We start from the raw sequence: 19,203 nt of genomic DNA, 5'->3' as shown, positions 1-19,203 counted from the left end.
TCATGTTAGCGATCATCTCATCAGCAAAAAAAGAAAATATTACTCAACATAAAATGTTAACTATTTAAAACAAAACTGTTAGTTAATGTGTTAATAATATTGTTGTATTTTAAATGTAATAAATAACATCAATACAATGGAGCCTTATGAATACCTCAACCCACCCAAGCCATTCAGCACAAGCCTTTCATATCGCTTTTAGTGGTTTCCTTGCTTTAGTTGTTGCTATGGGGATAGGGCGTTTTACTTTTACGCCTCAAGTACCGCTAATGATTGCGGACACACAACTGACATTAACCAGTGCCAGTATTGTTGCTGCATTTAATTATCTAGGATATTTAGCTGGTTCATATGATGCGATGAAAGCAACTAAAGGTGTGGGCTATCGGCTTTGGGGGGGATTATGGGGAGCGGTGATCATTACACTGCTTAGTGCGGTACTTAATGATGCTTTAACTCATAGTATTGCCCGTTTTTTTATTGGTTGGGCAAGCGGTTGGACATTAGTGCTCGTTGCTTCGTGGGCAAATGAAGTATTAGCCCGTTTAAATCGCCCGGCATTAAGTGTGGCAGTCTATGCAGGAACAGGGGCGGGGATCTTTATTAGTGGCCTTCTTGCGGTATTCATTCTCAAGTGGCAGATGAGTGCGACAACAGGTTGGTTGATTTACGGTGTGTTGGCGTTTATTTGTGCAATTTATGTGAGCTATCATTTACCCAAACCTTGGTCAATTAATCGTGAGCAAGTCAAAGTAGAGCCACTTATCTTAACGCCGGCGATGAAAAAATTGATTTGGGGTTATACCTTTGCGGGCTTTGGTTATATTTTACCTGCGACCTTTTTATCTCAAATGGCGACGGAACGTTTTCCCGGTAGCTTAGTTGCTCAATTTGTCTGGCCTATTTTTGGTGCTTCCGCAGCTTTATGTATTGGGATCGCGATACTGACACGTAATGTCCTTAATACACAATTACGATTGGCGATAACACTATGGTTGCAAGCACTGGGGATCATCATTGCCGAATGGCTACCCACAATTACAGGTCTTGCTATTGGCGCATTTTTAGTGGGGGGAGGGTTAATGTGTGCGGTGCAATTGGCATTTTTACGTGGTAAAGAGTTGGCACCTGATCATGCTCGTTATATGGCAGGATTATTAACAACATTTTATGCTATTGGACAGCTAGTAGGGCCTCTGGTTTCCTTCCTTTCAACGGCGTTAACGGGAAGACTAGAGCCGGCATTATATGTCGCCTTTGTGATATTGATCATCGGCGGTATTTTGGTTTGTATGAAAGAAAACAATAAAGGGTAAAACAATAAAAAATGACAAAAAAGCAATAATTTCATAACCAAAAATGCAGTATTGCTGGATAATGTGATTCAGCTCATCTAAAGTGTAACGGTTATCGTTGAATTAGGTAACAGAGACTTAATTAATGTGTTTATCGGAGAGTCCAATGTCATCAACATTAAGTAAAGAGGCGCAATGGGTGCATGCCGCGTTAGTGGAGCGTGGTTTGGAAACGCCTCTTCGTGAGCCAAAACTTTCACCCAGTGAAAGTAAACAACAAATTAAACATCACATGACGGAAGTGATGAAATTGTTAAACCTAGATTTAAGTGATGACAGTTTAGCGGAAACGCCACATCGCATTGCGAAAATGTATGTTGATGAAATTTTTTCAGGCTTGGATTATCACAACTTTCCTAAAATCACCCTGATTGAAAATAAAATGCAGGTTGATGAAATGGTCACTGTTCGTGACATCACATTAACCAGTACTTGTGAGCACCATTTTGTCACTATTGATGGTAAAGCAACGGTTGCTTATATTCCTAAAGATAAAGTGATTGGTTTATCAAAAATTAACCGTATTGTGCAGTTCTTCGCACAACGCCCTCAAGTGCAAGAGCGTTTAACGCAACAAATATTGATTGCCTTACAAACGCTATTGGGGACGAAAAACGTTGCTGTCTCTATTGATGCCGTTCACTATTGTGTAAAAGCAAGAGGCATTCGTGATGCAACCAGTGCAACCACCACAACCTCATTAGGTGGACTATTTAAATCTAGCCAAAATACTCGCCAAGAGTTTTTGCGTGCTGTACGCCATCTTTGAGATGAATAAATGGAACAAAGTTCACGTCAACGCATCGACGCTTTAGATGCGTTGAGAGGAATAGCGATCCTTGGCATCTTATTACTCAATATCTCAGGTTTTGCCTTATTAAGAGTTGCCTCATTTAATCCTATGCATTCAGGAGAGGCGACTTTTGCGGACAAACTTACTTGGATAGGGCTAAATTTATTTACCCAAGGAAAGTTTCTGTTTATTTTTGCGCTGTTATTTGGTGGAACACTTTATTTATTATCACAGCGCTCTGTTGCTTGGAACGTATCTCGCCTAATTATTCTGGCATTAATCGGTATTATTCATACCCTATTACTATGGGAAGGGGATATCTTATTTCCTTATAGTATTTGCGGATTATTTGTTCTCTTTTTTATTAAAGCATTACCTATTAAGCGGCAATTTATCCTTGGGCTGGTGCTCTATTTATTTGGCGCGATTATTTTAGCTTTTTTATTTTATTACTATCGTGATTTTGTTGAAATAGTTTGGTATAGCTCTGACTATTCCGCCATGATAGAGACTCATTGGAAAACCGGAAGCTATATAAATAGTATCTACTGGCGATTAGATGAACTGAGTGATTTTATTTTTAATTTAGTTCGTCAATATAGTTGGTTTTTAATTGGCGCCATGTTAATGGGGGCGGCGTTAATGGCATCCGGTTGGTTACAACGACGCTATTCACAGTCTCATTATGGTTTGATAGCGGTTTGTTTTTTAGTCATAAGTTTACTTTTCCAAGGGACGCTTGTAATTACCGATTATTATTTAGATTGGCATTATATGTGGTCTGCGGTAGTGGCTCAGCCTATCACCATGGTGATCCAAATTATTCAAAGCTTAGGTTATATTGCTTTACTCTATTGGGCATGGCCTTATATTCAACACAGTTTTATCGCCTATGCTTTACGTTGTGTGGGGAAAATGGCGCTTACCACCTATTTACTACAGAGCATTATTGGCACGACGCTTTTCCAGCGGATGGGGTTATTTAACCAATTTACCTTATTGCAGCTTATGCTATTTGTGATGGCTATTTGGGTGATAAATATTATCTTTGCCGTAACGTGGTTACGCTATTTTTCTCAAGGGCCAATCGAGTGGCTGTGGCGCCACTCGTCAACAGGGTTAGCAAAACGCTTTTAACTGTTTTTGCCATTGTTTAATGGCAAAGCTTCTACCTCTTGTGGTGAAACCGCCGGATAGCCCTTAATATCATCAGGAATATTTTGTACAGCAGGTATTGCTTCTGGTGGACCTAGAAAACGCGGTTCGCGTTTTAATATATAGAGATCGACAACTGCACCTGCTCTGGCTAAAACTTCACGTACACGCACCTTAAACATACTCTTCGGCGAAGCAACAGCAAAACACTGGGCATCAATGCCTTTTTCAAGGGCAATAAATACGGCTCGTTCGCAATGGAAACGCTGAGTGATAATAGTAAAGCCATCTGTTCCAAACACTTCTTTTGTGCGTACTACCGAATCTAAAGTTCTAAATCCAGCAAAATCCATAACGATACGCGATGCCGGTATGCCTGCTTTAATTAAATCTTTACGCATCGTATTGGGTTCATTATAGCTATGCTGTGCATTATCTCCACTGAGTAACAGATATTGCACTTTGCCGCTGTTATAGGCATTAACAGCACCTTGAATACGATATTGATAAAATTGGTTAAGATAGCCTGTGGTGTAATATTTAGCAGTACCTAATACCATGCCTACTTTTTTGGCGGGTAGTTTATCTATATCTTCAAATATATAGGGGCTAGTTTTTACACCTATCCAGCGATCACAAGCAATTAATGCCACCGCAACTAAGATAAAAAGGGTCAAAAAGAGATAAATGAGGCGCTTTAGCATATCCTTGCCTTAATGACTCAGGGTTTTCTAATAGGTTAAAGGCTACTTGAGCACTAATTGGGAAGCAAGAAAAAAGCGCGCTATTAGTGATAATAGTGCGCTTTTCAGAATGAAACCTAATGATTTTAACTCAATTAGAATGACGTTCTCTTGTAAATACGGTATTCAGGCTCCCAATAGTTACGTTCAATCGCTTCTTCTAAAGCAGAATCAGACGTGACCGTTGCAACACCTTGCACCTGTGCTTCTTTGGCAACTTGTTTAGCAATATAACGTGAAACTTGTTGAATATCGGCTAATAAAGGTAATAGTGGGCCATCGCCTTCTTTTGCCATAGGCGAGCAATCGGCTAACGCACGGCTTGCAACCATTAACATGGCATCAGTAACACGCTTTGCACCACTTGCAATAACGCCAAGGCCAATACCTGGGAAGATGTATGAGTTATTGCATTGTGCAATAGGATACACTTTCTCTTTATAGGTGACTGGGGCAAATGGACTTCCTGTAGCAACAAGAGCTTGTCCATCAGTCCAATTAATAATATCTTCAGGACGCGCTTCAACACGAGACGTTGGGTTAGAAAGAGGCATCACGGTAGGACGTTCACAATGCTTATGCATTTCACGAATAATCTCTTCAGTGAAAAGTCCTGCTTGACCAGAAACGCCAATCAGAATGGTTGGCTTAGCATTTTTAACCACTTCTAACAGTGAAATTGCATCCGTTTCTGTTTGCCAATCGGCCAGCGTTTCGCTTTTTTGAATAAGCTTACTTTGGAAATCGAGTAAGTTTGGCAGTTTATCCGTTAACAAACCAAAACGGTCAACCATAAAGATACGTGCACGAGCTTGTTCGTCGCTTAGTCCTTCAGACTTCATTTGTGCAATAATTTGCTCTGCAATACCACAACCGGCTGAGCCTGCACCTAAGAAAGCGACAGTTTGATCTTTTAATTGACGCCCCGCAGCACGGCTTGCCGCAATTAGACTACCTAATGTCACAGCGGCAGTACCTTGAATATCATCATTAAAGCAACATAATTCATCACGATAACGATTTAATAAAGGCATGGCATTTTTTTGTGCAAAATCTTCAAATTGCAGCAGTACATTTGGCCAACGGCGTTTAACGGCTTGAATAAATTCATCGACAAATTCGTTATATTCATCTCCGGTAATACGTGGGTGGCGCCAGCCCATATAAAGTGGGTCATTTAAACGTTGTGGGTTATTGGTGCCAACATCCAGTACAACGGGTAAGGTATAAGCGGGGCTTATTCCACCACAAGCGGTATATAAAGAGAGTTTACCAATAGGAATACCCATACCACCGATACCTTGGTCACCTAAACCAAGGATACGCTCACCATCTGTGACCACAATCACTTTTACGTTTTGTTTGGTGGCGTTTTGTAGCATATCATCAATATTGGCGCGGTTAGGGTAAGAGATAAAAAGTCCACGCGCACGACGGTAAATATCAGAGAAGTGCTCACAAGCTTCACCTACTGTGGGGGTATAAATGATGGGCATCATTTCAGTAAGGTGAGATTCCAACAGACGATAAAATAGCGTTTCATTGGTATCTTGGATATTTCTTAAATAGATGTGTTTATCGTTATCATTTTTAAAATCAAGATATTGACGGTAAGCACGTTCCACCTGCTCTTCAATGGTTTCTACTGCCTCAGGCAGTAAACCATGAAGGTTAAAGGTGCTACGCTCTTCTTCGCTAAAAGCACTACCTTTATTTAACAGGGGAAATTCAAGCAGGATTGGGCCTGCATACGGGATATAGAGAGGACGTTTACTTTCGTGTTCCAGTTCCATGAAAAATACTCTTGTAAGGCAGTTAGTCACATGACAAGTGTAGATCCTACAAAATAATAAAAATATGTACAGCTTATGTTATTTTTTTATGATTTTTCTGCTTAGAAATGAGAGATAGATACAATTGTTATGACTTTTTCTGATAAGCATCAGCAAAAATTTACATGCTGATGCTTTTTTATGAGGACAATTTAACGGTATAAGTTAAAAAATGTTACAAAGTGACACGCTGTATTTGGCGACAACCTAAAGCTGTTAATGTTGCTTGTGTGGCATCCCACTGAGTTAATAGGCTGTCTGCTTTTTCAATTAATATTGCAGACTCAATATCCATAACATTTTCACCCGCCATATTTAATGCAATAAGTGCCGCTTGTAATGGTGGCATACTGGGATTGAATGCGGCATTTTCAGCATAACTGCCTTGAAAGATCTTGCCGCTTTTCATCTGTACAGCAATACCACTGTGAGAATGGCTGTAAGGGGCATGACTACGATTTATTGCTTGTAGTGCCTGTTGTGCTAGTTGGCTAGTGTTATCTATTTGATAACCGTGATTAACTTTATCCATCAGTAGGGTAGTGATATTGAGATCTTTAGGGCCAAAGCTATCAGGTAAGTAGTCACCTAAGGTTGCCACTTTTCGGCCTGGGAGATGGATTGCAATATGAGTGCTGCTATTTAGTTCGTTCATAAACTGACGACAATGACCACAAGGGGTATAGTTAACTGTGATGGCAACTAAACGAGATTCACCGCGTAACCAAGCATGTGTAACCGCACTTTGCTCTGCGTGTACCGTTTGTTGTAATGGGGCGCCAGCAAACTCCATATTTGCCCCAAAATAGAAGTGACCGCTTTCACCACGAGCAATGGCACCCACATTAAAATGAGAGATAGGTGTCACAGCACAAGCGGCTGCAACAGGCAGTAATGCGAGGGCTAACTCATCATCATTACATTGTAACTGTGTTTTTAACGCATTAACTTGTTCAGCAGTGAACATTGCCGGAAATTCATCCTGCTCAAGATAAGGCGTAAGTGCTTGTTGTAATTGAGGGGATAAATCTGACCAAATTGCCTGAAAACGAGTATGCATATAGGTGTCTCCCATTAATCTTCTGCTATTGTAAGATTTTAGGCATCTTTACCTACTCTTATATGTGATTAAAATCATATTTTCAATGAAACTATTGCAACTGAATGATTAATTGGGAGATGCATCTCAAATTTATAGTAAATTGATTTTAGCATTAGCATAAAAAACCTTCGCTCCGAACGAAGGTTTTTTTATGTGTTCTCTTGATTTAGCTAATTAGCTAAAAAGGTGCAAAATAAAAGGAAAAATAAAGGGTGCAGTAAGTGAAGTAATAATACCGCAAGTCATTAATGCTAATGAACTATATGCCCCTTCAATATAATCGATTTCAGCTGCTCTTGCAGTACCCACTGCGTGAGAGACTGTTCCCATCGCTAAACCACGAGAAGCGTGAGTTGGAATACGTAATATTTTAAATAGCGTATGACCAAAAATGGCACCTAAAATACCTACTGCAATAACACATGCAGCACTGATTGCAGGAATACCACCTATGGAATCCGCAACAGCCATTGCGATAGGGGTTGTTACCGATTTAGGCAAAATGGAGGCGGCAATTTCAGGAGTAGCGCCAGCCCATAACGCAATCGCTGTACCACTAGCCATGGCGGCGATACTACCAATAAAGCAGATACTAATTAACGATTTCCATTGTGCGCGTATTTGGTGTAATTGTTGATATAAAGGAATAGCTAAAGCAACAACAGCTGGTTGCAACAAGTCGTTAAGGATACGACTTCCGGCAAAATAATCCTCATAAGCGGTGTGTGTCACTAATAAAATAGGAATAATAACAACAATAGCAATCAATAACGGATTTAAAATAGGCCATTTAAATCGAGCAGCCAGTTTACGTGCTAAGTAGAAAATAATAAGTGTTAGCGGTAATGACCACCAAATATTCATTAATATTAACATTTTTTCTTCTCACTTAACGCTCTGTCGTCGTCTTGTTGTTCTGCTAATTCTACATCCTCTACTTTATCGGGTTTAGCACCGATAATAGGACGTTCACGATGCACGTAATGTGAGCAGTAAGCGACTAGCGCCATCACCGCAAAGGTACTGACAACACAGGCCAGAACAATAGGAAAGAGTTGTTGGCTTAATAAATTATAATAGTTCATTACACCCACCCCGATAGGAATAAAGAGCAATGACATATTTTTCAGTAAAATATTACCACCGGGTTTTACCCAACGTAGTGGAATAAGCTGGAAGGCAAGTAAACCAAATAGAATAAGTAGTCCAACAATACTGCCGGGCACCGCGAAAGGTAATAAGGCTGAAATAAGATTACCGGCAAAAAGACAAAGATAAAGTATAAAAAATGATCGTATATAGTGCCAGATTGTGATCTGCACCCGCTTAGATTTCATAGATATGTGTCCTAAATCAACTGACGTATTTATCATACACCAATTTTCAAAGTGTGCTATGGATCACAATAAAAAAAGAGCGGGGCTCTTTATAGAACCCCGCTTTGTATTTGCATTTTGAATAAAGGTCAGTTTTTATTTCACTTGGTGACCCGGTTTAGCCCCACTATCTGGGCTAAGTAAGAAAATATCTTCACCACCAGGGCCTGCGGCCATCACCATACCTTCTGAAATTCCAAAACGCATTTTGCGAGGTGCTAGGTTTGCAACCATAACAGTTAAGCGACCTTCTAATACTTTCGGATCAGGGTATGCAGAACGAATGCCGGAGAATACTTGGCGTGTTTCTCCCCCTAAGTCCAGTATTAATTTTAGCAACTTATCTGAGCCGTCAACGAAATCAGCCTGTTTAATTTCAGCAATGCGCATATCAATTTTGGCAAAATCATCAAATTTAATAGTTTCTTGAATAGGCGCGTCTGCTAATGGACCCGTGATTTCTTTGACTGGCGCAATGGTACTTTTTGAAGCTTCTACCATTGCATTGGCTTTATCCATTTCAATACGATTAAACAATGCTTTAAATTTAGTAATTTCATGGTTTAACAGCGGTTGCGACAGAGCATTCCAAGTTAATTCAGTTTGTAAGAAGGCTTCTGAACGTTCTGTTAAAGAAGGTAGAATTGGTTTTAAATAAGTCATCAGTACACGGAATAAGTTAATTCCCATAGTACAAATAGCTTGCAACTCAGCCTCTTTACCTTCTTGTTTAGCAACCACCCAAGGCGCTTTTTCATCAATATAGCGGTTAGCTTCGTCTGCTAATGCCATAATTTCACGAATGGCTTTACCAAATTCACGGTTTTCAAAACATTGTGCGATGCTTTCTTGCATATCGACGAAATGTTGATATAACTTCGCATCATCAAGGCTTGCCGCTAATTTGCCATCAAAGCGTTTACTGATAAAACCCGCAGTACGGGACGCGAGGTTAACCACCTTGTTGACGATATCGCTGTTTACACGCTGTACAAAGTCTTCTAAGTTTAGGTCAATATCATCAATACGTGATGAAAGTTTTGCCGCATAGTAATAGCGTAGGCAATCAGCATCAAAGTGATCAAGATAGGCACGTGCCGTAATAAAGGTGCCGCGAGATTTTGACATCTTCGCACCATTGACGGTGACATAGCCATGCACAAATAGGTTGGTTGGTTTACGGTATTCACTACCTTCTAACACTGCCGGCCAGAATAAGCTGTGGAAATAAACGATATCTTTACCGATAAAATGGTATAAGTCAGTTTTGCTCTCTTTGTTCCAGAACTCATCAAAGCTTAAATCACCACGTTTTTCACATAGGTTTAAGAATGAGCCCATATAACCAATAGGGGCGTCTAACCAAACATAGAAATATTTACCCGGCGCATCAGGGATTTCAAAACCGAAATAAGGGGCGTCACGGGTGATATCCCACTGTTGCAGACCGCTGTCAAACCACTCTTGCATCTTATTGGCTACTTGCTCTTGCAATGCACCGGAGCGGATCCACTCTTGCAACATATTGCTAAAGGCTGGGAGATCAAAGAAATAGTGTTCAGTTTCACGCATTACCGGCGTTGAACCCGATACCACAGAGCGAGGATTAATTAATTCTGTCGGGCTATAAGTTGACCCACATACTTCACAGTTATCACCATATTGATCGGGCGCTTTACACTTAGGGCAAGTCCCTTTAACAAAACGATCAGGCAAGAACATGCCTTTTTCTTCATCATAAAGTTGAGAAATCGTTTTACTTTTAATATGACCATTTTTTTTCAGGGCTAGATAAATTTTCGTCGATAATTGACGATTTTCTTCACTGTGTGTGGAGTGATAATTATCGTAGCTGATATTAAAACCGGCAAAATCCTGTTGATGCTCTTTGCTCATCTCTTCAATCATGGCTTCTGGGGTAATACCCAATTGTTGAGCTTTCAGCATAATAGGCGTGCCGTGAGCATCATCAGCGCAGATGAAATGAACTTCTTTGCCGCGCATTCGTTGGTAACGGACCCAGATATCAGCCTGAATGTGTTCAAGGATATGACCGAGATGAATTGAACCGTTAGCATAAGGTAACGCGCAGGTTACCAATAATTTATTCGCGACGTGAGACATAGTAAGGATCTTACTTCCATTAAATTAAAAAAAGGGTCTTTGATGTTAACCTATCCGTCATGATGTCGCTAGGGCAATCATAGAGTTTTTGCAAGAGAAATTTCGCTTGGCAAATTGAGGTAAGGCATTATCGTAGTCATTGACTATCTGATATGATAGGTGCACTCAGATATTTAATGAATAACGAAAATGAGAGGAGCCGGGATGAGTGATAAATCCCCCGAGCAGACCACCCCTGAGATTCTGAAAGAAAAAGTTTCAGGTGTCTTGTCTACTTTTGAACACCCGACATTGAAACGTAATCTGCTTTCCCTAAAAGCATTACATCAGTGTGCGATGATTGATGATGTCCTTCATATCGAATTAGTGATGCCGTTTGTGTGGAAAAAACCTTTCCAACAACTGATTGAAGAAAAAACGGCAGAGCTGCGTAATATGACGGGAGCCAAAGCTGTTGAGTGGAAGCTAAAACACAATATTGCCACACTACGTCGTGCAAACGATCTACCAGGTATTAATGGCGTACGTAATATTCTGGCGGTGAGTTCAGGTAAAGGCGGGGTGGGTAAATCCAGTACCGCGGTAAACCTTGCTTTAGCGCTAGCACAAGAAGGGGCTAAAGTAGGTATTCTGGATGCGGATATTTATGGTCCATCCATTCCTAATATGTTAGGTACAACCATGGAACGCCCAACTTCACCAGATGGGCAACATATGGCACCTATTATGGCGTATGGTCTAGCATCTAACTCTATCGGTTATTTAGTCACAGACGATAATGCCATGGTATGGCGTGGTCCAATGGCAAGCAAAGCGTTGATGCAAATGCTGCAAGATACGTTATGGCCTGATTTAGACTACCTTGTGATCGATATGCCACCAGGAACGGGTGATATTCAATTGACCTTATCACAAAATATTCCGGTGACTGGCGCCGTTGTTGTTACAACACCACAAGATATTGCGCTGGTGGATGCGATGAAAGGCATTGTCATGTTCAAAAAAGTCAATGTACCCGTATTAGGTATTATTGAGAATATGAGTGCGCATATTTGTAGCAATTGTGGTCATCTTGAGCCTATTTTTGGTACGGGTGGTGCTGAGAAATTAGCCGAAAAATATCATTGCCAATTATTGGGTCAAATTCCACTGCATATCTCTTTACGTGAAGATTTAGATCGCGGACAACCGACGGTGATGCGTGATCCTGAAGGTGAATTCGCTGATATCTATCGTGAAATTGCTTCAACAGTTTCTGCGCAAATGTATTGGGATGGGGATGCTATTCCAACGGAAATTTCTTTCCGCGCGGTATAAGCGGTGAAACAATAATCTATTGATTATTATGGGAAGTCTTTTAGGCTTCCTTTTTTTTATCCGCTGAAATCTGACTATTTTTGATAAAAAACAAAGAGATTTTTGGTTTTACGCTGGAACCAGAAGGATTTCAAAACTATAATCTGCGCGAGCGTAATATTTACATATTATTACGTTATTCCTCTTTTTTATTTCAAACCAGGTTTTTTATTATGGCTGACACAGCACATCAGTGCACAATTGTAGGTATCGCTGGAGCCTCTGCTTCAGGTAAAAGTCTTATTGCCAGTACACTTTACCGTGAATTAAGAGCGCAAGTAGGTGATCATAATATCGGTGTGATACCAGAAGATTGCTATTATCGTGACCAAAGTGATTTAACAATGGAAGAGCGATATAAAGTTAACTACGACCACCCCAATTCGATGGATCACGCACTTTTATACCAACACTTGTGTGAACTAAAAGCCGGAAACGCCATCGAACTCCCTCAATATGATTATGTCGCTCACACCCGTAAATCAGAAACCATTCATTTTAAACCAAAAAAAGTTATTATTATTGAAGGTATTCTGTTATTAACAGATAAGCGCTTACGTGAAGAGATGGATTTTTCTATCTTTGTCGATACGCCATTAGATATCTGTCTAATGCGTAGAATTAAACGTGATGTGAATGAACGTGGGCGTAGTCTAGATTCTGTTATTGAACAATATAATAAAACTGTTCGTCCGATGTTCTTCCAGTTTATTGAGCCTTCTAAACAATATGCCGATATTATTGTGCCTAGAGGGGGAAAAAACCGTGTTGCGATCGATATTTTGAAAGCAAAAATCGGACAGTTTTGTGAATAATTGAGTTCATTTGTAGGCAGCTTTCATGCATGATTAACCATGAAACTGCCTGTTTAACTTGAAGAAGGGAAATAAAATGCGATTATGCGACCGTGATATTATTCAGTGGCTTGATGAAGGTAAATTAGTCATTGAACCCCGCCCGCCTGTCGAGCGAATTAACGGCGCAACAGCGGATGTTCGCTTGGGTAACCAGTTTCGTGTTTTCCAAGGACATACTGCGGCTTACATTGACCTCAGTGGCCCCAAAAATGAAGTTAATGAGGCACTTGAGCGGGTAATGAGTGATGAAATTGTATTACCAGAAGGCGAAGCTTTTTATCTTCATCCCGGAGAGCTTGCCTTGGCGGTTACATTAGAGTCTGTCACATTACCGGATAATGTAGTAGGGTGGTTAGATGGACGCTCATCTTTAGCGCGATTGGGATTAATGGTACACGTCACGGCTCACCGAATTGATCCGGGTTGGCATGGACACATCGTATTAGAATTTTTTAATTCAGGTAAACTGCCATTAGCATTAAGACCGGGTATGGTGATTGGCGCATTAAGTTTTGAACCTATGTCAGGCTCTGCGGATAGGCCTTACAATCGTCGCCAAGATGCGAAATATAAAAATCAACAAGGTGCGGTAGGAAGTCGGATTAGCGAAGATTAATTTTCATTAACGACTATTATCAACTTTATTAAGCGGGTAACAATATGAAAAGGTTTTTGACAACACTCGCCATTTTGCTTGTAGTGATTTTGGCAGGCTTAACGACATTAGTTTTGCTCATTAACCCTAATGATTTTCGTGGTTATCTTGTTGAACGCGTTGAAAAACAAAGTGGCTATAAATTAACCTTACAAGATGATATGCGTTGGCATGTCTGGCCAAAACTCAGCATTATTAGTGGTAAAATGTCATTAACAGCTCCCGGTGCTGAGCAACCATTGATCACTGCTGATAATATGCGTCTTGATGTGGAATTATGGCCATTACTTTCCCACCAGTTGGAAGTAAAAGAAGTGATGCTAAAAGGCGCAGTGGTTAGACAAACGCCTGAGAGTAAAGCAATACCTAAAATAACCCCGCCTTCTGTTGCCAATGAAGACAGTACTCGTCCGATTATTGAGCCAAAAACAAATCGTTGGCAATTAAATATTGCTAAGGTGAGGATCTCCGATAGTTTGATTATTTGGCAAACCAAAGGGGGAGAGCAACTTAATTTACGCGATATCAATTTATTATTAAAAACGGACGACAAAAAACAAATTAACCTTGAGATGAGCACCAAAATTAATCGTGATCGTCGCGAGTTAATGTTAAATGTTGTTGCTAATGCTGATATGAGTGGCTACCCATATCAAATCAGTGGCGATATCGCTCAATTAGATTATGCATTATCGGGAATAGGACTTCCGGCTCAAGGGATCTCCGGAAATTTAACCTCAGATTTCAATATTAAAAATGATAGTGTAAATGTTATTGCCTTAAATAATTTAAATATGACGGCAAATGAGAGTCAGTTACAAGGTAGCATCACGGCTGAATTGGCTAAAAAGAACCACTATCAAGTGGAATTAACTGGGGACACTTTAAATTTAAATACCCTATTACCTGAGTTAGCACAGCCTAATTCATCTGAAACGGCATCGTTAACCTTGGCAAATACCCCGTCGAGATCATTCTCATTCTTTAGCCATGCTCAGGCTGCACCATCACCCAATGCAACTATTATGGCTCGTCCGGTTATTACCTCCGCGACAATTGAAAACAAAGCGTATGATTTAACCCACTGGGGTGATATTGAATTTAGCTTAAACTTAGCGCTCAATAAGTTATTGTATAAAGAATTAGAAATAAACAATGTTAAATTAACCGCATTAAATAACCCCAAATCATTAAATATTGATAGGTTAGAAGGGCAGATCCTAAACGGAAATTTCTCACTGCCTACGGTGATTTCTACTAGCATTGTGCCAGCGCATATTAGTATGAATGTCACAATGAATAATATCCCTTTGCAACCTTTATTACGCGTCTTTGATCAGCCAGAAAATTTCAGCGGTTTAATTTCTGCTAAAGGGCATCTAGAAGGTGCCGGATATAATCGCAACGCGTTTCTTAATAGCTGGCAGGGCACACTGGATACCTCATTAAGCGAATTTAAAATGCTAGGATTAAATATTCCACAAGTGATCCAGCAATCTATTGCACAAACAACCGATCAAGTGGTTTACCCTGAAGATATTGAGAACTATACCAAAGCCGATAGTGTGATTGCCCAGTTTAAACTAGCGCCTAAAGGCCGAGTGACGTTAAATCAGTTAGATGCTCAAGCAAGTGCTTATCAGATCAGCGGGCAAGGTCAATTAGATCTACAACGTCATAATCTAGATGTGATGCTGATGGTTAATATCAAAAAAGGTTGGGGCAAAGAGAATGAATTTATTCGCCAACTGGCCAAAATAGATATTCCATTAAGATTGTATGGTAATTGGAATGCTATCCAATATGAGTTTAACGTTGAAAAATTACTACGTGATCAATTACAGCAAAAAGCAAAACAGGCCATAGATAATTGGTTAAATAAGCAAGATGATAGCCCCGAAGTTAAAGCGCTTAATCAATTATTGAAAAAAATATAATTTTTAAAGTTGTTAACAAGGTGGAATAAATTTTTATTCCACCTTGTTTTGTTTTTTGGCTAATAAATTGATTTTATTAATTTATGATTAATAATCTCTTCTCTTATATTAAACAATATCTGTGGAACACAGATGCTGCATTACGTTTCTTATCCCCGTTCCCGGTTCCCTACCACCGTTAACAGAAAATGGATAAAATGATTAAATTATGCTCATAGTGCATTATGTTTATCATTTAATTCAGTTTTTGCCTAAAAAATACTCATTCGTACTGTTTACATGTAAAAAAATAGTCGTTTTTTTTGATATATGTCATACACTGCAACGTTGCCTTTGGGCAGAGTGTGTCCATTGCACTAAATGCAAAAAAATGATGATAAAAACAAAAAGCTTCATTTTATAAATAACTATCGTAGACAGGAACTATACATGATTGAAATTCTTATCGGCGCCCTCGTCGCTGTGGGTGTTGGGCGTTACATTGTTAAGGGATATTCGCCAACAGGTGTGCTACTTACTGGTGGGCTATTATTGCTTATCATCAGTGTGATTATGGGCAAATCAGTATTACCAGCCAGTGTCACAAGTACCGGTTATCGCTTAATCGATATTGTTGAGTATGTAAAAAATCTACTTATGAGCCGTGGTGGTGATCTGGGGATGATGATCATGGTGCTATGTGGGTTTGCTTCTTATATGACTCATATTGGTGCCAATGACGTGGTCGTGAAACTTGCCTCACGCCCATTAAAAATGATCAACTCACCTTATCTTTTAATGGTAGCGGCTTATATTGTTGCATGTTTAATGTCATTAGCTGTTTCATCCGCAACAGGTCTTGGTGTGTTATTGATGGCGACCTTATTCCCAGTGATGGTCAATATGGGAATTAGTCGTGGTGCGGCGGCGGCTATCTGTGCTTCACCTGCATCAATTATTTTAGCGCCAACCTCTGGTGACGTGATTTTAGCGGCACAAGCTTCTGAAATGCCACTTATTGATTTTGCTTTTAAAACAACACTGCCTATCTCTATTGCCGCAATTCTTGGGATGTGTATTGCTCACTTTTTCTGGCAACGTTATCTTGATCGTAAAGAGCATATCGAAACAGAGATGTTAGATGTGAACGAAATCAAAACTCACGCCCCTAATTTCTATGCGATTTTACCTTTCACACCTATTATTGGTGTATTAGTTTTTGATGGTAAATGGTTACCAGAGCTTCATATTGTTGCCATTATTATTCTTTGCATGATGTTATCTGCGGTTATTGAATTTATCCGTAGCTTTAGTGCTAAAGAAGTTTTTGCCGGTTTAGAAGTTGCTTACCGTGGTATGGCTGATGCATTTGCCCAAGTGGTAATGTTATTAGTTGCCGCAGGGGTTTTTGCGCAAGGTTTAACAACAGTTGGCTTTATTCACGCGTTAATTGATGGCGCACAATCATTAGGCTCAGGGGCGATTGTTATGATGATTGCATTAGTCTTAATTACCATGCTCGCGGCAATGACAACCGGCTCAGGGAATGCGCCTTTCTATGCTTTCGTTGAATTAATTCCGCGCTTAGCAAGTAATATGGGTGTGAATCCTGCTTACTTAACTATTCCGATGTTACAAGCATCAAACTTAGGACGGACTTTATCACCTGTATCGGGTGTGGTGGTTGCTGTATCAGGAATGGCAAAAATTTCACCTTTTGAAGTGATGAAACGCGTTTCTGTGCCAGTATTGGTCGGGCTTGTGATTGTGATTGTTGCAACGGAAATACTGGTACCCAGCACATTAGGTTGATCATCAATAAATTATTGAAATAAAGTTAGCTTTATCTACTTTATTTTTCATTCTATTGACGGGCTTTGTTATGCATAGACAAAGCCCGTTTTTTATTAAGCATCATTTTCAGATAAAAAATATCCGCCTTAGAGACGGATATTTGGTTATTTAATAGAAATTAAGCTTCGTCGACATTTTCTTCGTCTTCAGGTGTTGGTTCAACAATACGTACTTTATTAATACGGTGATTGTGTACATCTAATGGTTCAAATTCAATACCATCAATAACCACTTTTTCACCGACGGCAGGAACGCGTTGTAAATGTTCCATCAATAAGCCAGCCAAGGTTTCATACTCACGTTTTTCATCCAACTTAATAGGAATATAAAGCACTAAGTCTTCCAGCGGTGTAAAACCATTGACAGTCCATGAGCCATCTTCATTCTGTACTAAGTCGTGGCGAGAGTCATTTTCCTCTGTACTTACTGGTAAATTACCGGCGATGGTTTCCATTACATCGGTTAAGGTAACAATGCCTTCGACAGAGCCAAACTCATCAACCACAAAGGCAAAGTGAGTATGAGCATTACGGAATTGTTCTAATGCCTGTAATAGTGATAACCCCTCAGGGAAGATTAAGGGTTGTGTAATTAATAAACGCAAATCTAATGGTTCATTACGTAACTGTTGATTTAATAATTGAATAACATTTACCACGCCAATAGGTTCGTCGCTATTTTCTTCGTCGGTAATAACGAGACGAGAATGGGGATCTTCTTCTAGTAATTGGCGAATATCATCTTGGGTGGCTTTTAGATCAACATATTCAACATCATGGCGTGAAGTCATAATACTATTGACGTTTCGCTGGCTTAAACCCAGAACGCGCACAATCATTTGGCGCTCTTGAGGATCAAACACCTCTTCTGTATTAGCAACTAAATCAGAAGTGTGAGGGTCAAGTTCAGAGGCTTCTGGTTTACCATTAATAATGCGCAATACCGCTTCCGCTGTACGTTCACGCAAAGAGCGAGAAGCTGATAAGAAGCGTCGGCGGTTAAACTGTGCGAGTTGGTTAAATATCTCTATCATAATAGAGAAACCAATGGCAGCGTATAAATAGCCTTTAGGTATTGGATAGCCAAACCCTTCTGCAACTAAGGCAAAACCAATCATCAATAAGAAGCTTAAACATAAAATAACAATAGTTGGGTGATTATTGACAAATGTGGTTAATGGCTTACTTGCGAGGATCATCAAGAACATCGCAATAGTTACAGCAGCAATCATAACGCCGAGATGGTCAACCATCCCTACCGCAGTGATAACAGAGTCTAGAGAGAATACAGCATCTAGTACAATAATTTGCGCAACAACAGACCAAAAACTCGTGGTTTTACGTTGTTTTCCCTCGTTATGATCTTTACCTTCTAGCCGTTCATTAAGCTCCATTGTGGCTTTGAAAAGTAAGAATATCCCTCCGAGGAGCATGATTAAGTCTCTGGCACTGAAAGGATGATCAAACAGTGTGATAAGAGGTTTGGTTAGGGTGATAAGCCAAGAGAGACTAAATAGCAGTACAATCCGCATAATAAGAGCACACAATAATCCTGTGATACGTGCTTTATCTCTTAATTTTGCTGGGAGTTTATCTGCTAGAATAGCAATAAAAACAAGGTTATCAATACCAAGTACGATTTCGAGAACAATAAGGGTGGAAAGACCTACCCATATCGTCGGATCTACGATCCATTCCATACAGTTTGTTTTACCTTCTATAAAGACGGCATATGCCGACTTGGGAATAATGAGCAATTTAGCGGAATTTTTCAATAAATTATTATTGATAGTGGCAGAATAATTTCATTTTATCCAAAGCACCGTAAAACCCCGTCCTTCAGGTCGGGGATATAAGGCGCGGTTTTTTAACTAACTCGGTGTTTCCTGTTGCTCAATGTACTGGCGGATAATAGATATTGGTGCGCCACCACAACTCCCCGCGAAATAACTCGGCGACCAAAGAACCCCCTTGTAGTAATCACGTTGGGCAATATCAGGACGATCACGTCGAAGTAATCGACTCGATACCCCTTTAAGGCTGTTAACCAGATTAGATATCGCCAGTTTTGGCGGGTAATTAATCA

General features: G+C 39.9%; 16 protein-coding genes. 8 read left to right on the top strand and 8 right to left on the bottom strand.

Features of this window, described 5'->3' with window-relative positions; all coding sequences use genetic code 11:
- The first annotated feature begins 146 nt into the window (after positions 1-146).
- From AACV01_RS05505 to yeiB, 3 genes are all read left to right on the top strand, one after another.
- Positions 147-1,316, top strand: coding sequence for a YbfB/YjiJ family MFS transporter (locus tag AACV01_RS05505; protein WP_004244503.1), 1,170 nt, complete (start codon positions 147-149; stop codon positions 1,314-1,316).
- 145 nt (positions 1,317-1,461) lie between these two features.
- Positions 1,462-2,124: a GTP cyclohydrolase I FolE gene (gene folE, locus AACV01_RS05500; protein WP_004244504.1), complete on the top strand. Its 663-nt coding sequence runs from the start codon at positions 1,462-1,464 to the stop codon at positions 2,122-2,124.
- A 9-nt stretch (positions 2,125-2,133) separates the two neighbouring features.
- Positions 2,134-3,285, top strand: a complete 1,152-nt coding sequence (gene yeiB / locus AACV01_RS05495; protein WP_161682554.1) for a DUF418 domain-containing protein YeiB — start codon at positions 2,134-2,136, stop codon at positions 3,283-3,285.
- On the opposite strand, the gene sanA is transcribed toward yeiB, so the two are convergent.
- From sanA to metG, 6 genes are all read right to left on the bottom strand, one after another.
- Positions 3,282-4,007 carry an outer membrane permeability protein SanA gene (gene sanA / locus AACV01_RS05490; protein ID WP_004244506.1) on the bottom strand — a complete coding sequence of 242 codons (726 nt, stop codon included), beginning with the start codon at positions 4,005-4,007 and terminating at the stop codon, positions 3,282-3,284. The genes yeiB and sanA overlap by 4 nt on opposite strands.
- Positions 4,008-4,141: 134 nt before the next feature.
- Positions 4,142-5,839: an NAD-dependent malic enzyme gene (locus AACV01_RS05485; RefSeq protein WP_004244507.1), complete on the bottom strand. Its 1,698-nt coding sequence runs from the start codon at positions 5,837-5,839 to the stop codon at positions 4,142-4,144.
- 214 nt (positions 5,840-6,053) lie between these two features.
- Complete coding sequence (gene cdd / locus AACV01_RS05480; protein ID WP_161682552.1) at positions 6,054-6,938, bottom strand: cytidine deaminase; 885 nt, start codon at positions 6,936-6,938, stop codon at positions 6,054-6,056.
- A gap of 216 nt (positions 6,939-7,154) precedes the next feature.
- On the bottom strand, positions 7,155-7,856 hold the full coding sequence (locus tag AACV01_RS05475) for a CidB/LrgB family autolysis modulator (protein WP_004247587.1): 702 nt from the start codon (positions 7,854-7,856) through the stop codon (positions 7,155-7,157).
- Positions 7,850-8,317 carry a CidA/LrgA family protein gene (locus AACV01_RS05470; RefSeq protein WP_004247588.1) on the bottom strand — a complete coding sequence of 156 codons (468 nt, stop codon included), beginning with the start codon at positions 8,315-8,317 and terminating at the stop codon, positions 7,850-7,852. Before AACV01_RS05470 ends, AACV01_RS05475 begins: the two co-directional genes overlap by 7 nt.
- 135 nt (positions 8,318-8,452) lie before the next feature.
- On the bottom strand, positions 8,453-10,480 hold the full coding sequence (gene metG / locus AACV01_RS05465; RefSeq protein ID WP_017628455.1) for a methionine--tRNA ligase: 2,028 nt from the start codon (positions 10,478-10,480) through the stop codon (positions 8,453-8,455).
- Positions 10,481-10,684: 204 nt separating this feature from the next.
- On the opposite strand from metG, the gene apbC reads away from it, so the two are divergent.
- From apbC to dcuC, 5 genes are all read left to right on the top strand, one after another.
- On the top strand, positions 10,685-11,797 hold the full coding sequence (apbC, locus tag AACV01_RS05460) for an iron-sulfur cluster carrier protein ApbC (RefSeq protein ID WP_004247590.1): 1,113 nt from the start codon (positions 10,685-10,687) through the stop codon (positions 11,795-11,797).
- 212 nt (positions 11,798-12,009) lie between these two features.
- Positions 12,010-12,651: a uridine kinase gene (gene udk, locus AACV01_RS05455; RefSeq protein ID WP_004247591.1), complete on the top strand. Its 642-nt coding sequence runs from the start codon at positions 12,010-12,012 to the stop codon at positions 12,649-12,651.
- A gap of 76 nt (positions 12,652-12,727) precedes the next feature.
- Entirely contained in the window at positions 12,728-13,309 is a 582-nt protein-coding gene (dcd, locus tag AACV01_RS05450; protein WP_004244515.1) for a dCTP deaminase, read from the top strand.
- 44 nt (positions 13,310-13,353) lie between these two features.
- Positions 13,354-15,285 (top strand): outer membrane assembly protein AsmA, encoded by a 1,932-nt coding sequence (asmA, locus tag AACV01_RS05445; RefSeq protein ID WP_161682550.1) that lies wholly within the window; start codon positions 13,354-13,356, stop codon positions 15,283-15,285.
- Between the two features lie 429 nt (positions 15,286-15,714).
- A complete protein-coding gene (gene dcuC / locus AACV01_RS05440; RefSeq protein ID WP_004247593.1) occupies positions 15,715-17,076 on the top strand; it encodes an anaerobic C4-dicarboxylate transporter DcuC in 1,362 nt (453 codons plus the stop codon).
- A 160-nt stretch (positions 17,077-17,236) separates the two neighbouring features.
- On the opposite strand, the gene AACV01_RS05435 is transcribed toward dcuC, so the two are convergent.
- Both AACV01_RS05435 and tnpA read right to left on the bottom strand, forming a co-directional pair.
- Entirely contained in the window at positions 17,237-18,817 is a 1,581-nt protein-coding gene (locus AACV01_RS05435; RefSeq protein WP_004247594.1) for a TerC family protein, read from the bottom strand.
- Positions 18,818-18,988: 171 nt separating this feature from the next.
- Positions 18,989-19,203, bottom strand: a 215-nt coding sequence (tnpA, locus tag AACV01_RS05430; protein ID WP_155116709.1) for an IS200/IS605 family transposase, incomplete at its 5' end; no start/stop codon positions are given.

The organism is Proteus sp. G2609, from assembly GCF_963896135.1.
Classification (GTDB): domain Bacteria; phylum Pseudomonadota; class Gammaproteobacteria; order Enterobacterales; family Enterobacteriaceae; genus Proteus; species Proteus mirabilis.
The sequence above is the reverse complement of the archived record's forward strand: the minus strand, read 5'-3'. Positions and strand labels throughout refer to the sequence as shown.

Excerpts from the sequence above, each read along its gene's own strand:
- AACV01_RS05505 (WP_004244503.1), top strand. The coding sequence starts at position 147 with ATGAATACCTCAACCCACCCAAGCCATTCAGCACAAGCCTTTCATATC.
- folE (WP_004244504.1), top strand. The coding sequence starts at position 1,462 with ATGTCATCAACATTAAGTAAAGAGGCGCAATGGGTGCATGCCGCGTTA.
- yeiB (WP_161682554.1), top strand. The coding sequence starts at position 2,134 with ATGGAACAAAGTTCACGTCAACGCATCGACGCTTTAGATGCGTTGAGA.
- sanA (WP_004244506.1), bottom strand. The coding sequence starts at position 4,007 with ATGCTAAAGCGCCTCATTTATCTCTTTTTGACCCTTTTTATCTTAGTT.
- AACV01_RS05485 (WP_004244507.1), bottom strand. The coding sequence starts at position 5,839 with ATGGAACTGGAACACGAAAGTAAACGTCCTCTCTATATCCCGTATGCA.
- cdd (WP_161682552.1), bottom strand. The coding sequence starts at position 6,938 with ATGCATACTCGTTTTCAGGCAATTTGGTCAGATTTATCCCCTCAATTA.
- AACV01_RS05475 (WP_004247587.1), bottom strand. The coding sequence starts at position 7,856 with ATGTTAATATTAATGAATATTTGGTGGTCATTACCGCTAACACTTATT.
- AACV01_RS05470 (WP_004247588.1), bottom strand. The coding sequence starts at position 8,317 with ATGAAATCTAAGCGGGTGCAGATCACAATCTGGCACTATATACGATCA.
- metG (WP_017628455.1), bottom strand. The coding sequence starts at position 10,480 with ATGTCTCACGTCGCGAATAAATTATTGGTAACCTGCGCGTTACCTTAT.
- apbC (WP_004247590.1), top strand. The coding sequence starts at position 10,685 with ATGAGTGATAAATCCCCCGAGCAGACCACCCCTGAGATTCTGAAAGAA.
- udk (WP_004247591.1), top strand. The coding sequence starts at position 12,010 with ATGGCTGACACAGCACATCAGTGCACAATTGTAGGTATCGCTGGAGCC.
- dcd (WP_004244515.1), top strand. The coding sequence starts at position 12,728 with ATGCGATTATGCGACCGTGATATTATTCAGTGGCTTGATGAAGGTAAA.
- asmA (WP_161682550.1), top strand. The coding sequence starts at position 13,354 with ATGAAAAGGTTTTTGACAACACTCGCCATTTTGCTTGTAGTGATTTTG.
- dcuC (WP_004247593.1), top strand. The coding sequence starts at position 15,715 with ATGATTGAAATTCTTATCGGCGCCCTCGTCGCTGTGGGTGTTGGGCGT.
- AACV01_RS05435 (WP_004247594.1), bottom strand. The coding sequence starts at position 18,817 with ATGGAATGGATCGTAGATCCGACGATATGGGTAGGTCTTTCCACCCTT.